The sequence below is a fragment of the Nodularia chucula CCY0103 genome (assembly GCF_963923915.1).
GTDB classification, from domain to species: Bacteria; Cyanobacteriota; Cyanobacteriia; order Cyanobacteriales; family Nostocaceae; genus Nodularia; species Nodularia chucula.
Genome location: NZ_CAWUOL010000047.1, coordinates 19,175 through 37,253, shown reverse-complemented (window position 1 = coordinate 37,253; position 18,079 = coordinate 19,175). Strand labels below are relative to the sequence as shown.

Genomic DNA, 18,079 nt, shown 5'->3' with positions numbered 1-18,079 from the left:
TTACCATATTTTGGGTTATTTTTATCACCTCTTTCTTAACATTCAACACTTCTGACTCCAAAGTAGTTTTCCCCAGGTTGATAAAGTCATCTCTTGCTCATCTACTAGAACCCAATCTGAAGGAACTTTCTGTGCTTCTTGCCAAGATTTAGGAACATCTCCTACTTCCATCATTGCTAATTGAACTTTATACGGTTCAATCATTAATTTATCAACTTGAACAGGTAATTTAGGAATCCTGATAATTTCATTAGAACCCTCAAATATGTAAATTATTTCATCAGCATAGAACATACCGATTGTATTAAAATAACCTTGTATCGCTTTAAAGCTACCTACTAAATTGAAACAAATTGTATGCTGATTATTTTTAGATGAAGTAATAACTTCTTGAACGTAGCTAAATAAATTAGCTATTCCTTCTGCAAAAGTCACACTTTCATTGAGAGAGAATCCAGGCGTATAGTAAGTACTTGTAGAAAGCAAGCCTTTGTTCTTCAAAAAAGTTTCAATTAGTTCAGCCGTAATTAACCCCTGTGCAGTATCAGTAGTAATTAGTAAATGAGTATCTGATTTACCTCGCTCTATATCTTGGTCATAGAGTCCATAAATCCCGTTCAGTTCTGCGCTAGCTTCTCGAATATCGTCAATATCGCCGTTCAGCTTTTCTTCTGCTCTTTCCTTTAAAGTTTGAATGATTGTGGCTACATCTTCATGATGTTTGTCTACTTCTTCAACGCTACAATTAGCTGTATTTCTTAAACGAATATAATCACTACTTTCATACTCTCTATCAATTTGATTAGTAAGCAAACTTGTTCCAACTGTAGAAATTACTAAACGAGACATATATTAACCTCATTAAAACTGAATTAAGCTAGATTTTCGCCTTTAAGTTTGTAGGTCAAATAACGTGCGCCATATCCCAAGTAACGCCGAGTTAGTTCTAATAGAATTGAATTAACATCCTCAGTTTTCGCTGCTTTAGCTATATCTTTAGCTTTCTCTTTAATTCTGGTATTAATATCTGTGATAATTTTTTCAGCCAAGGAATCTTTACCCCTTCCCCATTTTTCTTCTCTACCAACTTGATAGCGTAGAAAGTTTTTAATCACTTCCGTGCTTTCAGTAGTATCTGCAACTCTGACTAAATTACGAAATTGAGATTCTTCTAATTTACCGTATGATCTACGATTATCTAAAGCGTCTTGAATCCAAGTTACTAAAAAATCTTCAGCTTGACGAATACCTTTTTGAATTTTTAGTTGTTGTAGTTGTTCTGCTTGTTCACTCATTTTGCATTCTCCCGAAATATACAATGAAACTCATTACAAATCTGGACTTGTCCAAAACCTTCAGAAGTGCGAGCGCCTATTCCATACACTTCTAAATCTTCCCAAGCTTGTAACCACAAATCCTTTTTTTCTGTACTAAATAAATACACACTTCCCTTATTTGTCACTAACTCTACATCTTTCATCAAACCCCAAGCGGAATTCCAGCCAGAACGGTAGTCATAGCTACTGTAAGCAGCGTGAATCTGTAAAGATAAATCAGTAAAGCCTGTATATTGCTGTAGTATTTCTGGAGAAATTACCGTTGTACGTTGCCAGTTTTCAGTTAAAATTGCATCAGATTGCAAATCTATGGTGAAGTAAGTACGTTTATCTGAGAATCCTTCTAAAGGACTACCAAATATATCACCCCATTGATTCCAGCGTTGATGCAATTGCTGATTAAATTTATCTATTTGATTAATTACATTTGTTTTAATCTCAGTAGGTACTTTTGCTGTAATTTTGACTTTACCTAAACCTCGTGAACCTGCACCACCTAAGCGCAAATCATCCTGATGGTTATCCAGGAATTGTTGTAGTAATGAGGCTAAATTATCATTTACTATAACCCTACCTGCATATATAACAGGTTGAGGTTGTTTTTTCTTTTCTTGCGATTCATTTAAAACTGCAATGCTATAAAGTACCCTTTCTTCAGAAGTGGCGCGACGGCGATTTATACCTACTCTGGTTAATAAACGATTATCGGCAGAATTCTGGTAATATTTTCCATCTTTTTGACTATAGAAACCTGTAAATGTATCTACTCTACCTCCATCGACAGGACAGTTAGGATCGTAAATATAACCATAACTTTCTGCACAAAAGCGGTCAATTAAGGTATCAAAAACCCCATGATTTTTTTTTGATTTAAACCCAGATTTTCCTTTAGAACTTAAAGCAGTAGCAGGTATAACTTTTACTTCTGATTTAATTTTATGATTTGCTGGATAAGCATTTTGAAAAATAGCAGGGTTGTCTCCTAAAAATAACTCATGGAAATCATCCCCCTCACTAATTGATGTATTCGCTTGCTTTAATATTTGACTAGCAACTGCACCACGAATCACAGAACCAGGAATATATTGTTCTACTTCACTAATATTACCACCTGGTTTTTGTTTACCAATTGCTAAGGGAGATAGTGCTTTAATCTCTAAATTAATCTTTTTCATTATTTTCAAATCCTTTAGCCAGAAAATCCCATGCTGCTTGTTCTACAGGTAAACTGGGAAATTCCCAATGTAGCCAACCTAAACCTGCTGACTTACTACCACCTAAAGCATTAATATGCCGCAGACCCGCTAAAATTAATGACCCAGCATAAATTGGTGCATTAGATAAATAAATATTGCCTGTAAATCTCAGTTGGGTATTTGCTGGTGATGTTTCTAAAAAGTAAAGTCTGTTTTCTTCAGCAGTACGGCGACGGCGGTTAATAGTTACACCTGGACGTATCACTTCTGGCAAATTATCTGGTTCTTCTTCACAAATTAGGTCATCTAATATGATGCGAGAAGGTAAAACAGGATTTCCAAAAATTTGGCAAATTAAACAATGATGCTGTTCAGCGTCTTCTGAAATTATATACTCGGTTCTGGCAAAATCTTCTGTTAAACCTACTCTTGCTGGACACATAGTTTGTGGGTTAGGAGAATAGCAAATAGGCCACTTTAAACCCCTAGCAATTTTTTCGCACTCATGGCGTAAACGTCCTTTCAGTTGAGAAGCGGGAATAAGTAGGTTATCTTCAGCATTGCGAACAATTGGTTTATCTGCAAGATAAGCGGAAGAAGCACCAGCACCAATACACAAGGCGGTATCAATGACTGCTGTAATGGAGTAAGTTTGCAGTGAGTTTGATAACTCTTGTAGATTTATCATGACTCACTCTCCATAGATGCAACTTTTGATGTTTCGTTATCTGGGATTTCCATAAAATCATAAACATCTACCATATCTCGCCAAATTGTTTCATAAAATGCTTCTTCAGGATTTTTAGGGTCAAGTTTGCCATCATCATACATCCAAGGTGCTAAATTACCTTTATTCTCTTTATCTTTTGGTAGACACCAAGCTTCTTCAAAATCTGTAAGTAATGCTTCTCTACCTTGTTTTAGTCTGACGCGAAAATAGCGATAGTTAAGAATTGCTGTATGTTTACCTCGTTCTAATAAACTGCGAATTTGATAAAGTTGTGATTTAGGAAATTTAGCTTGTTTCAATGCTGAAATAGAGGTAATTAAACCTTCTAATTCATGTAGAGTATATGGTGTGGCGTAGAATTTTAAATGTGGGAGACCGTGTTTAGTTAATGCTTGTTTACGAAACTCTTTAACATTGGATGAAATCATTGTGACTGATTTGAGAGTTAAAAAATCAACTGTCCCACCAGAATAGCCAGCTTTTTTTAGTGTCTTGGCTCGTTCTTTAGCTAATTTTAGTAATTGCTCTACTAAGTCTCTAGCGTAGTATATGGGTGTGTTTACAGCCGTAATTAATACACCAATTGATGTACTAAGTTCACAATTGGAACGTTTTGCCGTTAGAGGTTTATAACGTTGATGTTTATGAGGTTCAAATGGTTTTGTATGAGTCAATTGATAATCACCCGTGATTCTTTTGGTTTCTTTAATTGAGCCTTCATTCTCTCCAAGTTCTATTTCTTTCAGCAGAATTTTTTCAAATGTTTCGCCTATCATTTGAGATATTTGTAAAGCTTTATTAGCCGGAACAATTAATAAAATATCATCGCCACCAATGGTAATAATTTCAAAAGGATGGATAAATTCACCATTTTGTAAGTGTGATTCTTCATCATTTAAGTTGTGTAATTGGTGAGGATGCAAGTTTTCAGCTAATGCTTGATAAACAGCGTAAAGTGTTGCTAGTTCTACATCTTTACTAAATTCTTGATATTTCTGTGGTGTGAGGATTTTTTGGATATAACCGCCCATATTATTACCATCAGCATAGATATAGGCAACATAACCATTGCTGGCATTAGAAACTTGAGTTAAAGTTTCAGCAATCTCTACTGGTTTATTTAGGATATTTCCGTAGTATTTAGTCTTTAAACTAGGGTTCTGTTCTAAAAATAATTTGAATTTATCTACCCATTTCTCAATTATACCTCTTTGCCAAGTTAGCCCAGATTCTTTATACCAAGAAGGATTATCACTTAAACTATCTTTAGCTCTATCACCTACCAAATACTTACGTACTGAGGCTTCTGAAAAATAAGTTTCTCTGGGAAGTTTATCTACTTGTATGATAGCAGAACGGCGATCGCTTCCATCCCGCACCAAGTAAGGATGGGTTTCAAACATTGGCGGATAGCGGCGACTGGGACGACCAGGAATATCATTACCGCTACGACGCTGATTAAATAAAATGTTTAATTTTGTGGTGATTTCATTAAAACTTTTGCGTCTTTTGAATGCTGATATTTTTTCAGATTCATTACTAGGATAACCAAAATAAGCTTGAACTAAGGGCTTATCAAATTCCCGCTTATACCAGTCAAGCCATAATGTGTTTTCAATTGGCTGTCGTAACAAACCAAAACGTATTTCTAATAATCTAAATGTATCCCCCACCGCACATGAGTTAGCGGTTAAAGTCTCTTTTGTATAACGTTTTTCAATTGCATTAGCTAAGTCATTTACATAAGCAGACGGACAAAAGGCTAGTATATTACCACCAGTAGAATAAACAATCAATTCTGGTATCAAAGCATCAGATAGTTTACCATCCAAATAAAAATTTTCATCTAGCCATCCTTTAACTTCATTGAATTGGGCATTATAAAGGTTAGGCTTGTTTTTATTTGGGTGATATTTTTTGTTGAAAATTGCAGGTAAATCAATTTGATTTATTCTATCTAACAATCCAGATGCACCGCGAATTTCTTGAATTTTTGCAGATTCAAATACATAGTGTTTTACTTTAGTTGCACCACCATAAACTAAACCGATGGGCGTTGTCTGATTCCATAAATCAGGATAATGATTCTTTAATTCATCAAGGGTTTCGGGGAAATAATCTTGATCAATACTTTCTAATTCTTCGACTTGTGCAACTAAATCCTGTAATTCCCCTGGTAATGCTTCCCCCTTCTTTAAAGCCTGTTGCATTTGTTGTAAAACTGGCAAATCAAACTGAGGTTTTTTCTGATTTCCCCAGGCTAAACACCAAGCGATCGCAATTGTAATAGAATTTGTATTTGTCATATCAACTATCAGTTTTTAAAGTTCTTAAATCATCTGTTTCCCAAAGGGCGATATCGCCTAAGTAATGAATTACTCAATCATAGAATATTAAATACTACAAGTTACACCAATTTCTACAGAGAATTTACTTATTTAAGATAATTAATTCTCTCACCCGTTTTAACAAAGCGTGAGGAACCGTTGCAGCTTTTCCGCGTATCCAAGGGCCAGCAGTCATCTCTAAATAAGGTTTTTCCTGATGAATAATTTCTGTGGGACTCAAAACACTATTAATCACAGAGATGGGTTTTAAATTACCGCGATCGCCACAAAATTCATGCCAAGGATCAATAGCCGCAGCCTGGGAACTGATAATCATATAATGGGTACAAGCCTCTAAAATCGGTAACTTTTCCGGCTGTACCATCCCGCCCACATCCACAATTACCAGAGACTTTTGTCGCCGTAACTTCAGGATAACTTGAGAATGGTAAGGGAAAAATTCCTCAGTCAAAGCACCGCGATCGCGCATTTTAAAAGCTTCAATTTCTTCCTGATTCGTATCGGGATCTAATTCTAAAAGATAATTACCCTCTCCATCCCAGTGGGCGCGTTGCAGATATATATCCGGATTTTCTGCCAACAAAGCCTGAAACAAAGCATGAGAAAACACACTTTTACCGCTATCTGGTGGCCCCACAACCATCAAAGCCGGACATAAACCCGAATGGCGGCCATTGGGTGGTTCAATCAAAATTACATCTCCAATGCGAACCATATCCGAGTGAGTTGCTACCACCACCGCACCCAAACGCGGATCATAACAAGCTACCCACGCCGTGGGATGCAGTTCATGAGTCAAATAAGCATACAACCAAATGGGGGCGCGTCCAGAAATCACCACACCGCCAGTGGTATCAATACCTGATGGAAGTTCTAAATCTTTCAAATCTGCGGGTTTAATTTGGCGATCGCGTTGGGTTAAAGAAATTGTTAAAAATTGGTATTTCCAGTGTTGGGAAATCACCGGTTCACTTAATTTTAAGCTCAAAGTGGGTTCAGTCATCAGCCTGCCTTCCTTTCTTCTCGCTTGGGTAAATCTAGATAACTTACAGAAAACAATTCCAACGGCGCAATAATCAGAATCACCCAAGTAATCCCAGCAATAATCAGTGCTACCATCGCACTCCGGTAAATTACCAGCTTTTTTGCCACAAATAAAGACATAAAAACGAATGTGCTTTTTTTTCAATGCACTTATTATGACATCCCTATGGAAGAAGGGTATTCTACACAACCCGCAAAATGTAATTAAGTCAACTCCTAGCTAACACATTTTGTAACCCTGATATACCAAGGCTTTTAGGCAAAAGTTACAAAAAACAATGGTATTAAGGGGACTTCCGAAATCCTGGAAACTATTAAATTAACCGAAAAAGAACCTAAGAAAGCTAGTATGCTTCAGGAAGGACAAAAAGTGAATGTGAGAATCGTTTCTTTCAAAGACGATGGGAGTATAAAAAGTGTTAAATATACAGACTAGCGATTCTCTTACTTGACCTGTTCTTTCAGCCTGATTTTTGGGAATAATACATCTATATAGATTTGCACAAAATTAAGTAAAGCCCACCTATGATTGACTGTCCTAGCCCCAAGGTTGTTATTCCCGGCTACAAAATTCTGCACAAAATTTATGATAGCAATAGAACTACAGTTTACCAAGCCCAACGGGAGGATAGTCAAACTCCAGTAGCTATCAAAATCCTCAAAGCAGAGTATCCCCAATTTAGGGATATCATTTTGTTTAGAAATCAGTATTCTATTGCTCGCTCTATTCAGCATCCCCATATTATTAAATGCTATAGTTTAGAACCTTACCGTAATAGTTACGCCTTAATTTTAGAAGATTTTGGAGGAATATCTCTGAATCAATATAGGCAATCTCAGCCTGTAAATTTAACTGATTTCTTTGCCGTTGCGATCGCCATCACTTCAGCCCTAGAATTTTTATATGATCAGAAAATTATTCATAAAGATATTAAACCTAATAATATTCTCATCAACCCTGAAACTAAGCAAATTAAATTAATAGATTTTAGTATATCTTCTTTGCTACCTAAAGAGAACTCAGAAATTAAAAGCCCTCATCTTTTAGAAGGTACACTTGCCTATATGTCCCCCGAACAAACAGGTAGAATGAATCGCGGTATAGACTATCGCAGTGATTTCTATTCTCTGGGGGTGACTTTTTATGAATTACTAACTGGCAAATTACCTTTTGATAGTAATCAGCCTTTAGAGTTAATTCATTGCCATTTAGCTCAAGAAGTAATTAACCCTAGCAGAATCAACCCGAATATTCCCCCAATTCTTGCCAAAATTGTTCTGAAATTAATGGCAAAAAATGCAGAACAACGTTATCAAACAGCTAAAGGTATTAAATATGATTTAGAGTATTGTCAACAATTATTTCTGAAAAATAACGAAAATAACTTATTTAAATTAGGAGAAAAAGACATTAGCGATCGTTTTCAAATTCCCGATAAACTGTATGGGAGAGAAACTGAAGTTAAAGCGTTGTTAAATGCCTTTGAACGCATTATTCTAGGTTCCATAGAAATCATGTTAATATCAGGATTTTCTGGTATTGGTAAAACTGCTGTTGTTCATGAAGTTCATAAGCAGATTGTGAGCCAAAAAGGTTATTTTATTTCTGGTAAATTTGATCAATTTCAAAGAGATGTACCATTTTCAGCTTTGGTACAAGCTTTCCGTAATTTTATAGAACAAATTTTAACAGAAAGTGTCAGCCAACTAGAAATATGGAAAAAGAAAATCTTCTCAGCATTGGGTGATCAAGGACGAGTTATTACTGATGTGATTCCGGAATTAAAACGTATTATTGGGGAGCAACCAGAAGTAGCTGAACTAAGAGGAAGCGCTTCTCAAAATCGATTTAACTTATTATTTGGTAACTTTATTCAGCTATTATCTACCCCAGAACATCCCTTAGTTATTTTCTTAGATGATTTACAATGGGCGGATTCAGCCTCTCTAAAGCTAATTAAATTATTAATGAGTGAAATGAATGCCAATTACTTATTAATAATTGGTGCATACAGGAATAATGAAGTCCGTTCAGAACATCCTTTGATGATGATGTTAAATGATATTCGTAAAACCAAAGCCATCATCAACGAAATTACTTTAACACCACTTAATGAGAATCAAATTAATCATTTAATTGCAGATACCCTCAAATGTTCAGATTCTAAGACAATACCTTTAACAAACCTGGTTATGTCTAAAACCGAAGGTAATCCACTTTTTACTAATCAGTTACTGAAATCTTTACATGAAGAGGAGTTAATTAAATTTAATTTTAATAGTGCTTCCTGGGAATATAATCTTGCTGATTGTGAAGCCTTATATCCTAATAATGATGTTGTGCAATTTTTGGCAAAGCAATTGCAAAAACTACCTAAAAACACTCAGAATATATTAAAAATTGCTGCTTGTATAGGTAATAAGTTCGATTTGTATAAATTGTCTATTGTGGCCAAAAAAAGCCAAAATGAAATAGCATCTGATTTGTGGATAGCAATCCAAGAAGGTTTTATTATACCCATTAATGAAGCTTATAAACTTTTTACAGATACAAAGTCAATCAATAGTTCACAAGAAAATCAAGAAACAAAAGTTAATTATACATTTCTCCATGATCGCTTACAACAAGCTGCTTATTCTTTAATTACAGAAACACATAAAAAAGCAACTCACTTAAAAATAGGTCAATTAATCTTAAAAAATCTCACTCCAGAACAACTAGAAGAAAATTTATTTGAGGTGGTTAATCAACTGAATATAGGAGCGGATTTAATTAGTGAACAAGCGGATAAATATGAATTAGCACATTTCAATTTACTTGCAGGTCGTAAAGCTAAATTATCTACAGCTTATGAAAATTCTGTTAGATATTTAAATGCAGGTTTAGGCTTATTAGCAGCAAATAGCTGGGATAGTCACTATCAATTAACACTAGAAATTTATGTAGAATTGGTAGAAAGTGCATATTTAAATATTCACTTTAATCAAGCCAGAAATTACGCCAAAATAGTCAAAAAATATGCAAAAGTTATCATTGATCAAGTGAAGGTTTATGAAGCTGAAATCCAAATGTATATGGCAGAAATTCAGATGAAATTAGCCATTGATACTGGGTTAAAGCTATTGGATATGTTAGGGGTTACTTTAGAAGAGAAACCACCAGCAAACTTAAATCCTGAAGATTTAATTGATTTACCCGAAATGATGGCTGAGGATAAATTAGCTGCTATGAGGATATTAACCAATATGATCTCTGCGGCTTATTTTGCCAATCCAGGATTATTACCATCAATTGTATTTACCATGATACATTTGTCGGTGAGATATGGAAACTCTAGGGATTCTGCTTACGGATATGTCTTATATGGCTTATTATTATGCAGTATGCTTTCAGATGTTGACTCAGGATATCGCTATGGTGAACTGGCCTTAAGTTTATTGGATAAGTTTGATGCTATAGAAATAAAGTGTAAAGTCCTATTAGTATTTAATTCTAATATCAAATTATGGAAACAACATATTAGAGAAACATTAGATTCTTTGGTAGAAGGTTTACACGCTGGATTGGCAGTTGGTGATATCGAATATGTCGGTTATATTTCTATAAATCATGGTTGTCACATAATATTTGCTGGGGAAAATTTAATATCTGCATCTAACCAATTAGAAGAGTATACCATATTGCTGAATCAATTAAATCAACAGGGAAGTTTGGGTGTACAAAACATCTGGAAACAGGTGATTTCCCACCTAACAGAAGAAAAACCTCATAAATATGAATTAAATGGTATTTTCTTTAATGAAGCAGAGGAAATACCTCTTTTAATTGATACAAATAGTGAAAATATTTTATTTAGTTTATATGTAGCTAAAACCATCTTGTTTTATTGCTTTAAACAGATAAAAAATGCTATAAAAAGTGCCGTTATTGGTAAAGAATATGCTGCCTCCGCTAGTGGGCAATTGATTATAAGTCAACATAATTTTTATTATTCTTTAGCACTTTTGGCTGATTATCATAATCGATCTGAAGTAGAACAGAAAATATATATGTCAGAGGTGACAGCCAATCAAGAAATATTACAAAAGTGGGCAGAGAAAGCCCCCATGAATTATCAACATAAATATAATTTAGTCGCAGCAGAAATCGCTAGGGTTTTAGGAAATAAATGGCACGCATTAGAACTTTATGATTTAGCTATACTGGGAGCGAGAGAAAATTCTTATATCCAAGAAGAAGCCATTGCAAATGAATTGGCGGCTCAATTTTATCTGGAATGTGGTAAAGTAAAGATCGCTCAACCATACTTAATTGAGGCTTATTACTCTTACGTCCGTTGGGGTGCAAAAACTAAAGTTCTGGATTTAGAAAAATCCTATCCTGATTTACTTTCACCAATTATTAAGCAGAAAATAACAAATTTGGCTGTAAGTAATACTAATTCTTTAATGAGTTCTAGCTCACTGGACTCTAGTAGTAAAAACGTTTCTTCTGCATTAGATTTAGAAACTATAACTAAAGCATCACTAGCAATATCGTCAGAAATTCAGCTAGATAAGTTACTTCATAAACTGATGCAAGTAATCTTAGAGAATATGGGCGCTGACAAAGCATCATTAATGCTGGTAAAAGCAGATGATTTAATGGTGGTTGCTCAATGTCAATGTCATCAAGAATGTCAACTACAATTAACGTTATTGAGAAATAGTCAAGATTTACCAATTAGCTTAATTAACTATGTTTATAATACCCAAGAATATTTAATTATTAATGATGCGACTAGTCAAAAAACTTTTGCTAACGACCCCTATATCATTAAAAATAAACCTAAATCTGTATTGTGTACACCCATATTAAATCAAGGTAAATTGATTGGGATTATCTATTTAGAAAATGCCTTGACTGTAGGTGTATTTACACCAGAAAGATTAAAATTATTACAACTGCTATCTTCACAAGCGGCTATTTCTATTGAAAATGCTCATCTATATACAAATTTAGAAGAAAAAGTTGCGGAAAGAACACAAGAGTTAGAAGCCAAAAATCTCAAGTTACAACAAATATTGATTGAACTTAAAAAGACTCAACTTCAACTAATTCAAACAGAAAAAATGTCCAGTTTAGGGCAAATGGTAGCTGGAGTTGCCCATGAAATTAATAACCCTATTAATTTTATTTACGCCAATATTGAGCCTGCAAATAATTATATTGAATCTCTATTACATTTGATTAGTATATATCAACAAGAATTTCCCTCTCCTACACCAATAATTGAAAAAACACTGGAAGAAATAGATTTCTTATTTTTAGTCGAAGACCTGAAAAAACTGCTCATTTCTATGAAAATAGGAGCAGACCGGATTCGTAAAATAGTTTTAGGCTTACGTAACTTTTCGCGTCTGGATGAATCGGAGATGAAACCTGTGGATATTCATGAAGGTATTGACAATACTTTGATGTTCTTACAGCCTCGGTTGAAAGCCAAACCAGGTCAGCCAGAAGAAGGAAAAATTGAAGTTATTAAAGAATATAATCAACTACCTTTGGTAAACTGCTATGCTTCTCAATTAAATCAAGTATTCATGAATATTATCAGTAATAGCATTGATGCATTAAATCATTTGAATAAAGGGCGATCACTTCCAGAAATTCAGGATAAAAATACAATTATTATTCGTACTCAAGTTATTGATAATAATTGGGTGAGAATATCTATTAAAGACAATGGATTAGGAATATCCAAACAAGTGCAAAAACAAATTTTTGACCCCTTCTTTACTACTAAAACTATAGGTGAAGGTACTGGCTTGGGATTGTCTATCAGTTATCAAATTGTCGTAGATAGACATGGGGGTAAAATTGAGTGTATTTCTGAGCCGGGAAGGGGAACAGAGTTTTTGGTAGACATCCCCATCCGTTAATGGAAACACGAAGGATTCCTATATTAAAAGTCAGACGAAAATCTTTACATCCTTTATGTCCCAAGCCATCCGTTCTCCCACACCACAAATTTTACACTGGTTAGCAGGGGGACAACTAGTTAACCGCCTACACCGCGCCATTAGACACTGGTGGATTTTAACTCAACTATATGGCAGCGAGACACAATGGGCGCATGATCTCCCCAAACATTTTACTTATTCACAACTGCGCGATCGCCTATATGCCCAAACACACCCCAAAAGCGAAAAACTCAACTCCTCAGAAATCACAGCCAAATGTAGCGACTTCACCTGTATTTGCCATCGCACCTGTATAGAAATCCTCGAAACATCCGGATTGCAGATATCCGAAAACCAATGGCAAACCGAGATATTACAACTAAGCGGCATAGAATCGCCACACCTCCAGCAACAACTACAGCAACGACCCTTTGCCACAGTCCACCGTTCCCTCCGAGACGACCTCAAACAGCTAACTCAACTGGGATGGTTGCAAAAAATTAGCCAGGGACAATACCAATGTCTGCGACCATTTCAACTACCCACACCCCCCCAAATCTCCACCGCCCAACCCAGTTTTACTCAACTTTCCATACCCCAAACTTGGGAACTCCTCCACGTCTTAGAATCAGTCGCCTTTGTGCAACCCAACTTAAACCTGATCATGCAGAACCTGTGGGAACAAATAGTTGATAATTCACCCTCCCCACTCACTCAAGCCCCCCAACAGCAAATATTTCTGCACCTTGACTATATCCTTTCCACAGAAACCCAAGACCAAGTAGACAACTACCAAGAACAAATCGAACAACTGTGGCGCAAAACCCCTGGTGGCGTAGTCCAGTTTAACTACTGGGTAACAGCAGAAAACAAAGTTAAAGTCACAGTATATCCTGTTTGTCTGCATTACCTCCGCCGTGCCAAATACCTCAGCGCTTACGGCATAGACCCCCAAGGCGCATTAGCCTGGCATAACTATCGCCTCGATCGCATCGCCTCAAAAAAACTCCACGTCCTAGCCTGGGGTGATCCGGAAGTTCCCAAAGCCTTAAAACAGATGTGGTATACAGGTAAGTTACCCACACCAGCAGACATTCAAGCCGAATTAGATACCGCCTGGGGATTCAACTTTTATCTCAAACGAGAATTTCTCATCCTGCGTTTTCCCCCCGTCTTTGCCCATAGGTATGTAGACAATACATTTCGTCATAAGTCCTTTCATGCTGTCACCTACAAACAATTACCGAAACTAATAGTGCAGAACATCCCAGATATTGAAAAACAAAAAATTTTAGACATCTTACAGCAAAAGTCCCCAAGTGATGCTTATTATATTGGTTGGATACGCACAGGAGATATTAATGTTTTAATGCGCCTGCGAGACTGGCGACCAAATGGCGAAGTAATTGCCCCCTTGTCAATTCGGCAGCAACTCAAACAAGAGGCCATCCAAGAATTATCTAATTATGGGGATTTACCAGAAATAAATTAACCACAGACACACTGACAAAACCGAGAAATAAAAATGCCTACAGGTGTAGGCATTCAGTAGGCTTTCTGTCACTTTTATTGGCTACAATCATGTTTTAACATGATGTTTTTATTTTTCTCTATTCGCCATAATAAATCAATAATTAGAAACTACAACTTTAGACATAACTCAGGAAAATATATCCGTTTATTTATCTATCTAAAAGATGATATATAGCTGGGGAGTAGGGAGTGGGGAATAGGGTAAAAGCCTTTCGGTGTCTAAGAGTTTGTTTGATAAGTTTTTAGCGGTAAGTTTTATCATATTTTTACCCCCCTTAATCCCCCTTTACCAAGGGAGGAAACAAGAAAATCCCTAACCCTCTCCTTTGTAAGGGGAGGGTTAGGGAGGGGTAAAATAATATTTGATACATTAATCATCACTTTTCAAACACCTTCTAAGTTTTATGATCAGTTAATTTCCTAACCTCCTTAGCGGTTGCTATATTAATTCACTTTCATTGCCATGAGTTAACAGACAACCTACACTTAATTTATTTTGACATACTGATAAATATTCGCACTTAAATACCTAGCATAAAATAATATTCTTTACCCAAATTATTAGACTAAAATTACATATTTGTGTCCTATGTATTTGCAACTTTTACCGAATTTTATATTAAAACTATAAGTGTGGTCAGGTTAGAAACCCCAGTGATTCCCAGTCCTGGGGTTTTATTTTTTTATCCCCAGGATGATAAATAAAAGTAAAATATTTACATTATCCATAAGATAGATGCAATTAGTTAATCAATTATCTTATATTATGGAACATAAAACAAAGAGCGTTTTTACGGTTTGAGGGTGTATCTTCTATATAAACTTAGGAAAATAAATTAATCTAAAATAATATTTATTGTACTCATTTTTATAGAAAAATATAACTATAGCCATCTAGTTGTAAGTAGCTCAACATAATTAAACATAAAACCTTGACGATATAGATACCCGACTTCTTCAAGAAGTCGGGTATCTGGGTATTACAACTGTAACACTTGTCGAAGGGCGGGTTTTTTTATGCAGTCTCCATTGATTGCTAACCTCAGCCTGATACTTGCCTTTAAAATAAAATTTTAGAAATGCACTATACTATAAACTCCTATCTAATTTTTGTGGGACTTGCCTGGGCTTTGCCCCACTCCCTCCTCCCCACATCAGGAATTAAGGCTGATTACTATAAAAACGCAAAAACATTTGAAATTTTTAATATTTTTCAGATAACATCCGGTTAAGAATTGTTTAACTCAGTAAAGTTAAATCTATCGAAAGTAATAAATAATCTGCTAATAATCCCAAATGTGATAAAACCAAGTTGTATGAGTATCTGTTATTGAGATTTTTGGCTGTTGTAAAATTGACAGAAATTGATATCAAAAGGAAAGAATTTTTATGGAAATAGAACAAATAGATTGTTTTAAAAAGTACGGCGAACTTATACTAGAAAAACTTAACTCAGTACCCCAGTACCCTTCTAAACAAGAAGATTGGATACCCACTAGCCTGGATGATTGTCTTGTGCGCCTCCGGGAAGCTGCGGAAAAAACTGTAGAACTGGCCACATCTCCGGTGCGAATTGGGATAATGGGGGAATTTAGTAGCGGCAAAACTCTACTTTTGGGTAGCTTAATTGGATATGCTGATGCTTTGCCCATTAGTGAAAATCCCACCACAGGTAATGTCACCGCCATTCATATTGTCCCCCAATCAGGCTTTGTCACTACTCAAGCAAACAATTTTCGGGTAGAGTATCTTTCTCATGAAGGAGTGAATGAGTGTTTGCAGTTCATGTTACAGGAAGCTGGTCGCCGGACTACTGCTGCTGGACTTCCACCTATGCCTGCTTTACACATTAACAAAGATATTCTTAACTGGTGTGAGGATACATGGAACAGTAGTAAAAACCTGGAATTACGTTATTTACTACGAGAGTTGGTATTGTTCCTGCGGGCTTATCAGGCTTATGGAGAGGCGATGTGTGGTGGACACTACCAAATTGATGCTGTCACCGCCCGTGAGGGACTACAGTTGACTGAACAGCCGATGGCTATCCAAACTCTACGGTTTGAGGATTTACCGCCATCTCATATTAGATTACCTAGCCCACCCCAGAGACTACCTACTAAGTTATTACAGAACAGTTTCCCTCTGATTCGTCGGGTTGATATTGAGGTAAAAATATCACGGGAAATTTGGGATTTTACTGGGGCTTCTGAATTTGTGCTGTTAGATTTTCCGGGGTTAGGGGCGGCTAATTCCGGGGCGAGGGATACTTTTTTATCACTGCGGGAATTGGCAGAAGTACAGACTATTTTAGTGCTTTTAAATGGTAAAACCCCTGGTAGCGATCGCGCCAATAAAATTTTCACCATGATGCAGCAGCAGCGCCCAGGACAAGACCTCAAAGATTTAATTTTAGTGGGGGTGGGTCGTTTTGATCAATTACCTTTAGATAGTGAAGGTTATGAACGAGAACTGGATAGATTAATTGAAAGTAGCAGACTTTTAGACGAAAAAGATGTTTTATACAAATTGAAAGTTCTACAAACCACCATTGATGCTGCTAGTGCCTTCACCACCCAACAAGACCGAATTGTTTTATTATCTCCCCTACTAGGGTTAGCAGAATTAGCCAAACGTTCCACCAATGTTAAAGCCGGTTCACCAGAATTTTTAGCTAATTTAGACTATCCCAATTATCTAGAACGTTCTAAGCGGTTACAAGAAAAGTGGCAACTATTAAGTACACGTCTGTTAGAGTCTGACCCTCGGAGTTCTTTAGGTAAACAACTCAGTTATTTTGCCCAAGATGGCAGTGTTGCTAAACTGCGAGAATTAATGCAAAATCATGTAGCAAATCACGGATTAAAACAATTATATCAAGATACTCAAAGGGCTGCTGATCATTTACTGCAACAACAAGAACACCTGAAAAATATTATTGCGGAAATTCATGAACAAGGTATTCCCACCGCAGATACTCAGAATTTAATTGAGTTTCGGGCTGCTATAGAAAACTTAGATAAAACCTATCGCAATTTTCAAAAAACTTTAGGTAAAGAACCACTCAAAGACCGCCGAGACGATATGGTTAGCGATGTCGTTAAGGATGAATTGATATTTAAAATTCTCAATTGGAATGAGTGGACTTTACTATTTAATAAAGCTCATAATGGTAACATTACCATTGCTGAATTTAAAGGTGCAGCCGGGAAGCTATTTGATAGAGGAAATCGAGTTAATAGTAGCCTACCAACTAAAAGTGAAGACTTTTATCCAGCCTTTGCTAAAACTGTAAAAGAATTAGAAAATTATGCGCGCGATCGCATTCATCAAGCTGTAGTAGATTTATTAAGTAAATTATCTCAGAGTATCGGTGCAGAAAGAGATTATTTACAAGAAAATCTGCATCCAGAAATGGAAGCGGACATTGAAGCTAATTTTGGTATAGAAGAAGCTGATATCTTTTACAAATTGCTTTTAGGATGTGACCCTAATCAATGGCAAGAAGCAATTATCGCAGAAATTAACACCAAAGAACCATCAATTGCACCAGAAATGATGTTTCCCCTCGCGCGTAAAGATGAAAAACATAATATAGGTCAAATTTTTGATTGGTCTCCTGAAAAAAGCCAAGACTTACCCAGAACAGGTAATCATCAACTTTTTGTGTTGCGACTGCGAGATGAAATTATTGCTTGTGCTAGTCTGCATTTAGTGCAGTATGTCAGCGAAATTAATCAACAGGTAAATGCGGAATTAGAAGGGATTTTAGATCAAGTTATTCCTACTCTGCAAAATCTTTCTAAAAAGGAAGCATTGCTAAGATATATTGCTGCGGGAGATTCTCCCAGTAAGATTGCTATTCCGGCTTGGTTACAGATTCTCTCTCATCTGTCTACAATTTCTTATGTACAGGATAATGTTAATTCCTAAGATTTAGCAACCACA

General features: G+C 36.0%; 10 protein-coding genes. 3 read left to right on the top strand and 7 right to left on the bottom strand.

Annotated features, from left to right (window positions below):
- Positions 1–42: 42 nt before the first annotated feature.
- The 7 genes from ACM0OP_RS14130 to ACM0OP_RS14100 form a co-directional block, all read right to left on the bottom strand.
- Positions 43–849: a putative CRISPR-associated protein gene (locus ACM0OP_RS14130; protein ID WP_414529051.1), complete on the bottom strand. Its 807-nt coding sequence runs from the start codon at positions 847–849 to the stop codon at positions 43–45.
- A gap of 23 nt (positions 850–872) precedes the next feature.
- Complete coding sequence (locus ACM0OP_RS14125; protein WP_414529050.1) at positions 873–1,295, bottom strand: hypothetical protein; 423 nt, start codon at positions 1,293–1,295, stop codon at positions 873–875.
- The gene (csx10, locus tag ACM0OP_RS14120) at positions 1,292–2,512 is read right to left on the bottom strand and encodes a type III-D CRISPR-associated RAMP protein Csx10 (protein WP_414529049.1); all 1,221 of its coding nucleotides are present in this window, start codon (positions 2,510–2,512) and stop codon (positions 1,292–1,294) included. Before csx10 ends, ACM0OP_RS14125 begins: the two co-directional genes overlap by 4 nt.
- A complete protein-coding gene (locus ACM0OP_RS14115; protein ID WP_414529048.1) occupies positions 2,499–3,221 on the bottom strand; it encodes an RAMP superfamily CRISPR-associated protein in 723 nt (240 codons plus the stop codon). The genes csx10 and ACM0OP_RS14115 overlap by 14 nt, the downstream gene beginning before the upstream one ends.
- Entirely contained in the window at positions 3,218–5,569 is a 2,352-nt protein-coding gene (gene cas10, locus ACM0OP_RS14110) for a type III-B CRISPR-associated protein Cas10/Cmr2 (protein ID WP_414529047.1), read from the bottom strand. Before cas10 ends, ACM0OP_RS14115 begins: the two co-directional genes overlap by 4 nt.
- Before the next feature lie 124 nt (positions 5,570–5,693).
- Positions 5,694–6,614, bottom strand: a complete 921-nt coding sequence (crn3, locus tag ACM0OP_RS14105) for a CRISPR-associated ring nuclease Crn3/Csx3 (RefSeq protein WP_414529046.1) — start codon at positions 6,612–6,614, stop codon at positions 5,694–5,696.
- The gene (locus tag ACM0OP_RS14100; protein ID WP_414529045.1) at positions 6,614–6,775 is read right to left on the bottom strand and encodes a hypothetical protein; all 162 of its coding nucleotides are present in this window, start codon (positions 6,773–6,775) and stop codon (positions 6,614–6,616) included. The genes crn3 and ACM0OP_RS14100 overlap by 1 nt, the downstream gene beginning before the upstream one ends.
- Positions 6,776–7,180: 405 nt before the next feature.
- Here ACM0OP_RS14100 and ACM0OP_RS14095 point away from each other — a divergent pair, with 405 nt between their 5' ends.
- The 3 genes from ACM0OP_RS14095 (at position 7,181) to ACM0OP_RS14085 (ending at position 18,064) form a co-directional block, all read left to right on the top strand.
- Entirely contained in the window at positions 7,181–12,577 is a 5,397-nt protein-coding gene (locus ACM0OP_RS14095; protein WP_414529044.1) for a trifunctional serine/threonine-protein kinase/ATP-binding protein/sensor histidine kinase, read from the top strand.
- Between the two features lie 55 nt (positions 12,578–12,632).
- Positions 12,633–14,090, top strand: a complete 1,458-nt coding sequence (locus ACM0OP_RS14090) for a TIGR03985 family CRISPR-associated protein (protein WP_414529043.1) — start codon at positions 12,633–12,635, stop codon at positions 14,088–14,090.
- Between the two features lie 1,430 nt (positions 14,091–15,520).
- Positions 15,521–18,064: a proteasome protein gene (locus ACM0OP_RS14085; protein ID WP_414529042.1), complete on the top strand. Its 2,544-nt coding sequence runs from the start codon at positions 15,521–15,523 to the stop codon at positions 18,062–18,064.
- Positions 18,065–18,079 lie beyond the last annotated feature (15 nt).

Bases quoted from the DNA above. Each gene is read 5' to 3' on its own strand.
- ACM0OP_RS14130 (WP_414529051.1), bottom strand. From the start codon at position 849: ATGTCTCGTTTAGTAATTTCTACAGTTGGAACAAGTTTGCTTACTAAT.
- ACM0OP_RS14125 (WP_414529050.1), bottom strand. From the start codon at position 1,295: ATGAGTGAACAAGCAGAACAACTACAACAACTAAAAATTCAAAAAGGT.
- csx10 (WP_414529049.1), bottom strand. From the start codon at position 2,512: ATGAAAAAGATTAATTTAGAGATTAAAGCACTATCTCCCTTAGCAATT.
- ACM0OP_RS14115 (WP_414529048.1), bottom strand. From the start codon at position 3,221: ATGATAAATCTACAAGAGTTATCAAACTCACTGCAAACTTACTCCATT.
- cas10 (WP_414529047.1), bottom strand. From the start codon at position 5,569: ATGACAAATACAAATTCTATTACAATTGCGATCGCTTGGTGTTTAGCC.
- crn3 (WP_414529046.1), bottom strand. From the start codon at position 6,614: ATGACTGAACCCACTTTGAGCTTAAAATTAAGTGAACCGGTGATTTCC.
- ACM0OP_RS14100 (WP_414529045.1), bottom strand. From the start codon at position 6,775: ATGTCTTTATTTGTGGCAAAAAAGCTGGTAATTTACCGGAGTGCGATG.
- ACM0OP_RS14095 (WP_414529044.1), top strand. From the start codon at position 7,181: ATGATTGACTGTCCTAGCCCCAAGGTTGTTATTCCCGGCTACAAAATT.
- ACM0OP_RS14090 (WP_414529043.1), top strand. From the start codon at position 12,633: ATGTCCCAAGCCATCCGTTCTCCCACACCACAAATTTTACACTGGTTA.
- ACM0OP_RS14085 (WP_414529042.1), top strand. From the start codon at position 15,521: ATGGAAATAGAACAAATAGATTGTTTTAAAAAGTACGGCGAACTTATA.